Genomic DNA, 6,210 nt, shown 5'->3' with positions numbered 1-6,210 from the left:
CGCGACCGGTCACCCGTCGTTCGTGATGTCCAACTCGTTCGCGGACCAGACGCTGGCCCAGATCGAGCTGTTCACCAAGCCGCAGGACTACCCGACCGACGTGTACGTCCTGCCCAAGCACCTCGACGAGAAGGTCGCCCGGCTCCACCTGGACGCCCTGGGTGTCAAGCTGACCACCCTGCGCCCGGAGCAGGCCTCCTACATCGGCGTCGACGTCGACGGCCCGTACAAGCCCGACCACTACCGCTACTGACCGTTCCTGGACCGGGGAGAGCGGTGTCCGCTCGCGCGGCGGTGGGCGCAGCTCCCCTGTCCGGTCAGCCGTCAGCCGTCAGCCGTCGTGAGGGAGGTCTTCGTCCTCGCCGAGCCGTTGATCGAGGTCACTCGTCCACTGCTGCGCCCACGCCCTGAGCCCGGCGATCTGCTCCTCGGCCAGGCCGTAGGAGGCGAACTCCTCGTCGTCGTACCACTCGGCGCCGGCGAGGCGGTCGCGCAGGTCCTGGCGGCGGAACTCGTCGCGGCCGTGCCGTTCGCCCAGTCGCTCGAGCTCGGTGGCCGTGTGGTGGGCGGAGGCGGCGTGGACGTCGATCAGGTCGCGGACCGCGCCACGGTCGGCCAGGGCGCGGACCTTGGTGCCGATGACGTCCTCGAGGGCGAGGACCGGGCCGTACTCGGTGGTGAGCGGCGCGGCCCACAGGTTCTCCTTGAGGACGTCCACCTCGCAGTCTGCGCCGCTGTCCGGGTCGGCCGCCAGCAGGCGTGCGGACAGCGGGTCCACGCCGATGACCGTCACATGCCAGCCCCGTTCGGTCAGGGCGTGGCGGAGGTGCTCGGCGATGTCCGCCATGGGGGCGGGGCTTTCCGTGGCGACGTCGAGGTCCTGGCTGAGCCGGTCGACCAGCCCATGCGCCTGAACGGCGTATCCGCCGGTGATGACCAGCGGGTAGGGGGTGCCGATGGAGAGGACGTCGGACAGGAGGCGGCGATGCAGTTCGCTGAGGTTCACGCGGCGGCGGCCGCCTCGTGGGCGAGCTCGGGGAAGGCGTCTTCCCACACGTCGCGGATGTGCCTGCTGACCAGGGTGCGCAACGCCGGCCACTGGGCGACGAGGAGGTTCCGGTCCAGGAAGGTGACGAGGTCACGGCGCTGGCCCTCGGCCAGGACGGTCCGGTAGAGACTCATCCGCTGGCGCGGCCGGTCGAGATCGTACGCGCGCAGGCCGGACCAGGCGACGTGCAGCGGGAGCTCGACCTGCCCGTGCACCGGCCCGGTCAGCTCGTCCAGACGGCTGGGCAGACGGCCCGCGTACCGGGCACGCAGCACATCGGCGGCGGAGGGTTCGGGCGAGCGGGAGTGCTGCGGATCCATGCCCGACATTATTCATGCTGGGACGTACGGGGCGTGCCTGTCGGCCCCTTGGCGCATCCCGTTCCCGCTGACGGGCGCATCAACCAGGTCCGGCCCTGCGCGGGACCCGTACGAAGCCCTGTCCATGCTCCTCGGTGGCTCCGGTCCTGGCAGCCACCGCCAGCAGAGCATCAAGCGGCGAGGTCCGGACCTTGCTCCCTCCGAGTAGTACGGTCAGCCCTCCCGCGCGGGAGCCGTACGGCCCCGCCGCACGCCTACCCCGGCAGTGCCGCCCGGTCGAGTTTGCCGTGGGCGGTCACCGGGAGACGGTCCAGGTGGCGGACCTGCCGGGGGATCGTGTGGGCAGGCGGGCAGGCGGGCAGGCGGGCAGGCGGGCGGCGAGGGCCGTGCGGATTGTGGACGCCGGCACACCGCGTCGCGGTCGGCGACCACATACGCGCACAGCGACTGGCCGCCGTGCGGGCGGCGGTAGCGGCGAAGCGGGTGTCGATGCGGTCGGCCGGCTGCTCGGCGCCGGCCCTGGTCAGGCTCAGGACGTCCAGCAGGGCGCCCACGTCGCCGGCGAGCCGGTCGAGGGTCGGGCGGTGTGCCGTGTCGGTCGCCGGGGCAGGCGTTCAAAGAACCCTCCTCAAGGGGCGGCTGGGGCCGACGGTTCAACCGACGCCCTGGAGAACAGCAGATCCAGCAGATCCAGCAGGACTGTCGGAACGGGCGCGCGGCGGGCGACGGCCGGAGCGGGCCCCGGGTAGCCGGCGACGTCGCCCCGGGGGTGGTGCCGCGGCCGAAGCTTTCCGTCCGTATCCGGACGTGCGACAGCTGCGGAACGGCCCCACGACCGGGACGTGAACGCGGCGAAGAACCCTGGCCGCCGGGCCGGCTGTGACATTCTGTGGAGCTGGTGCAAGACCTCAACGGAGAACTCCGGGCGGGCAGTCGGCTGCGAAGCAGAAAATCCCACGGCGCGAGCCGTAGGAATCCCCCTCGTTCACGAGGGGGACGAAGTCGAGTCGGGATCCCTTCGGCCCCGCCGGTCCATCCGAGGTCGAACTGCGGACCGCGGCGTGCTGCAGCGCGAACTTCGCGTGATGCCCGTCCACCGATCTGATCAACCATTACGAGACAACAGCTTCTCGTGTCGAGGCGTCCCGCGCCCCAAGACATCAGCCTCGAGCCGACTGATACCGCGAGTCCGTACGCGCAGCCTGTCGAACGGTCCGCCGAGACACACGTCCCCGACCTCAGGCACGACGGTCACTTGATCAACCCTGCATCCCTGGCGCGCGGAGGTGGAGGAACGGTCCGGGAACTGAACCCTGACTGTTCGTCACCGTCCGGTTTCTGATAGTTGTTTCCGCGGGGTACGGGCGCATGGCCCGTAGCGGCGCCGACGGCGCCGCAGGGAGGGATGCACATGGGCACCACCAGGCACGACGAGGTCCTTGCCACAGAGCAGAAGGCGGTGGACCACGCTTACGACTGCTACACCGCACGGCTGGCCGAGATGAGCGGCACGTCGACCGCGACGGCGTCGGCGACCGGCAAGGACGGCATCGCCAACCGGAAGGACGGGGAGGCGCGAGCCGCCGCCTACGGCGGACTCGGTGACGAGGCGCTGGTCTTCGCACGCGTCGACGCGCCGGAGGATCCCGGTGGTGAGCCCCGGCCCTGGTACATCGGCCGGCGTGTGGTGCACGACTCGGACAAGGAACTGGTGGTCCTGCCGTGGACCAGCCCGCTGGCGAAGACGTGGACCGAGGCGACGCCGAAGGCGCCGGGAGAGGTAGTCCTGCGGCGGCAGCTGCGCTGCGTACAGCGGGTCGTCGAGAGCTACTTCGACGAGATCGCACGCGTGGCTGTCGCCCGCACCCCCTCCGTACCCGAGCCGCGAGCAGCCGCGGACGACGCTGCCGGAGACGAGGCACGGACGGCAGCCGAGCCGGAGGCTTCGCAGAGGCAGCAGAGCCCGGCCCCCACCCCCGGCGACGTGGTCCGCCGCCGGAGCCGCAAGCCGCTCCAGCCGGACGACTTCCTTCTGCGCGAGCTCCAGCGCTCGCGCGGGGGCCGCATGCGGGACATCGTCGAGACCATCCGCCACGACCAGATGGACCTGGTCACCGGGGCGCCGTCCGACATCCTGGTCGTGCAGGGCGGTCCGGGCACCGGTAAGTCCGCGGTGGGTCTGCACCGCGTGACCTGGCTCGTCAACAACGAGCACTTCAAAGCCCAGGACATCCTCGTCATCGGCCCCCACCAGCGCTTCCTCGACTATGTCGGCCAGGTGCTCCCCACCCTCGGCACCCGCGACGTCAACGCCGTCCAGCTGACCCGGCTGTGGGACAGTGAGATCCTCGGCACCGACACCCAGCGGACGCGGCTGGTCAAGTCGGACGAACGCATGGCGGCCGTCCTGCAGCGCAGGGTCGAGGACGCCTGCCGCCCCGAAGCCCTCGACGACCTCACCGTCGCCCCCTCCTTCGAGGGCGACGAGCCCGCCGTCGTCGTCACCGCCGGCAGCACCACGCTGCGTGTCCCGAGGCCCGAGGTCCTCGCGCTCGTGGACCAGGCCCGAGGCGGTGACGGCGCCTACCGTGAACGCCGCGAACGCTTCCGCAGCCTCTTCGTCGACCGCCTCCTTCAGGAGCTCGCCACCATCGCCCCACGCCGCGGGCAGGGCGGCACGATCCGCCGTGACCTGGAACGCAACCGCCGGGTCGAACGGCTCGTCGAACGCGTCTGGCCTTCGCCCGGCGCCAGGGAGGCCCTGCGCACCCTCTACGACTCGCCCGACATGCTCCGCGCCTGCGCCGACGGGATCCTCGACGAAGAGGAGCAGGCGGCCCTGCACCGGCCCCGGGCCGCCACCGCCGATGCCGATCCCTGGACACTCGACGACCACGTCTGCCTCGAAGAGCTCCGGTTCCTCATCGACGGGGAGACCACCAGGCGCTACGGGCACATCGTCGTCGACGAGGCACAGGACCTCACACCCATGCAGGCCCGCGCCCTGCGCCGCCGCACCGCTGCCGGTGGTTCCATGACGGTCCTCGGCGACCTCGCCCAGGCAACCGGCCCGCACACTCCCACCGGCTGGGACCGTCTCGGCACCCTCCTGTCGGACCACGGGGACTGGCGCGTGGCCGAGTTGAACACCAGCTACCGCGTACCGGCGGAGATCATGGACTTCGTCGCGCCCCTCGCCCGCGCGGTCGCCCCCGGCCTGCCCTACCCCCGGGCCGTGCGCGAGGCCGGCGAGGACGCCGTACGCACTCTGGCGACCGAGCCGTGGAAACTCCTCGAGGACACCGTCACCCAAGTGACGCGCCTGGTCGGCACCAGCGACGGGCGCACCCTGCGCTCCGTGGCCGTCATCGTCCCCGACGACTCCGGCTGGCTCGACGAGATCAGCAGCCGCCTCGACCAGGCCGCCGGACTCACCGGCCCACGCCGCGAGGCGGTCTCCGTCCTGGCCGCCGCCCAGGCCAAGGGCATGGAGTACGACCACGTCCTGGTCGTCGAACCCGCCACCATCGCCGACCGCGGACCGGCAGGCCTGCGGCAGCTGTACATCGCCCTCACCCGCAGCACGCAAAGCCTGACCGTGCTGCACACCTCGCCGCTCCCGGAAACCCTCACGAACACGGACGCCGCCCCCGAAGTCCCCGCCACCGAGACGGAATCCGGCCCCGACCCGGACGACGTCCCCGAGATCGGATCCGACATCAAGGTCCGGGTCACCGGCCCCGGCCCCGGCGGCCGCTACAAGGTCAGGGCACTCGCACCCGAAACCGACCGCCCCCTGGTCCTGACCGTCCGGCACGGCTCCGCACCGCCGCGCCCGGGCCAGGAACTGGACTGCTGGGTTTTCGCCAACGAGACGGGCCACAGCGTGCTCACCGCCGACCAGCGCGGCCGCAGCCCCATCTCGTCCAGGATGGCCGAACGCTACGTGTCGGCGCTCGGTGTCCTCGACGAACTGGCGACCGGCGATGGAGACATCCCCGGCGACGCACGGAGCCGCCTGTCCGAACTGCAGGGCATGGCCAACCGCATCCTCCGCCGCGACCAGGCCGACTGGGTCGACGTACGGCGCGTCCTCGGAGCCCCGGACCGCCACCGCCTGAGCGCACTGCGCGACCTCGCGGCCGCCACCAACCGCGCACTCAAGGACAACACCCTGGACGCCGGCCGCCTGCAGCATCAGCTCGCGGACTCCGGGTGGGGCCAGGCCCTCACCCACGCCCGGGAAGTCCTTCAAGACCGCCTCGCGGCCGAGGCCATCGACCCGGCCGACGAGAACACTCCCACCCCTGCTGTGCACCGGCCCGAAAAGAAGGAAGCCGAACCCGTGCCCACTGTTGAAGAAGCCTCCGCCGCACCGGCCGTGACGGCGAAGGAGGGCTTCCTGCACGCTTTGGAGGCCCTCGCGGCCGCCGACCGCACCTGCAAGAAGCACGAGGCGGTCCGCCACGCGCTGAAGTCGGAGCTGCTGTGGGCCGACCTCCAGCCCACCGACTCCGAGATCGTCGACGTCAGCTGCACCGTGGGCGACGGCCTGTTCGTCTACGAGGTCCTGGGCGCCGGCCGCTCCACGTACACGGACCTCCGCTCGGGCGCCACCCGCCTCCTCGAGATCAACCACACCCTGCCCTCGCCCGCCGCCCGCCTCTACCTGGTCCTGTGCGAACCGCCCGCCGAGGACTGGTCGGCCGACACCGTCCGCGACATCTTCGGCGTCCACGTCCTGTGGCGCTCTCCAGACAGCTGGGGTGGCGACGAAACGGAGATCGCCCTCGGCCGCCGCCAGGCATGACCTCCCAGCTGCGAGGACGCGGAGAGCGCGGG

Annotated in this window: 5 protein-coding genes and 1 pseudogene; 3 read left to right on the top strand and 3 right to left on the bottom strand. The window is 71.6% G+C overall.

Annotated features, from left to right (window positions below; genetic code table 11):
* On the top strand, positions 1–253 hold a 253-nt coding region (locus ACZ4SA_RS33540; RefSeq protein ID WP_468281680.1), incomplete at its 5' end, for an adenosylhomocysteinase.
* Between the two features lie 78 nt (positions 254–331).
* Here the strand turns inward: ACZ4SA_RS33540 and ACZ4SA_RS33535 are convergent.
* The 3 genes from ACZ4SA_RS33535 to ACZ4SA_RS33525 form a co-directional block, all read right to left on the bottom strand.
* The gene (locus ACZ4SA_RS33535; RefSeq protein WP_468281679.1) at positions 332–1,006 is read right to left on the bottom strand and encodes a nucleotidyl transferase AbiEii/AbiGii toxin family protein; all 675 of its coding nucleotides are present in this window, start codon (positions 1,004–1,006) and stop codon (positions 332–334) included.
* Complete coding sequence (locus ACZ4SA_RS33530; RefSeq protein ID WP_468281678.1) at positions 1,003–1,368, bottom strand: hypothetical protein; 366 nt, start codon at positions 1,366–1,368, stop codon at positions 1,003–1,005. The genes ACZ4SA_RS33535 and ACZ4SA_RS33530 overlap by 4 nt, the downstream gene beginning before the upstream one ends.
* Before the next feature lie 254 nt (positions 1,369–1,622).
* Positions 1,623–1,922, bottom strand: coding sequence for a hypothetical protein (locus ACZ4SA_RS33525; RefSeq protein ID WP_468281677.1), 300 nt, complete (start codon positions 1,920–1,922; stop codon positions 1,623–1,625).
* Positions 1,923–2,155: 233 nt separating this feature from the next.
* Between ACZ4SA_RS33525 and ACZ4SA_RS33520 the strand changes: the two are divergent.
* Both ACZ4SA_RS33520 and ACZ4SA_RS33515 read left to right on the top strand, forming a co-directional pair.
* Positions 2,156–2,340 (top strand): annotated as a pseudogene (locus ACZ4SA_RS33520) (zinc ribbon domain-containing protein); the annotation flags it as partial.
* A 439-nt stretch (positions 2,341–2,779) separates the two neighbouring features.
* Complete coding sequence (locus tag ACZ4SA_RS33515; protein ID WP_468281676.1) at positions 2,780–6,178, top strand: HelD family protein; 3,399 nt, start codon at positions 2,780–2,782, stop codon at positions 6,176–6,178.
* Positions 6,179–6,210 lie beyond the last annotated feature (32 nt).

Source organism: Streptomyces sp. NPDC027962 (assembly GCF_055566095.1).
The sequence above is the reverse complement of the archived record's forward strand: the minus strand, read 5'-3'. Positions and strand labels throughout refer to the sequence as shown.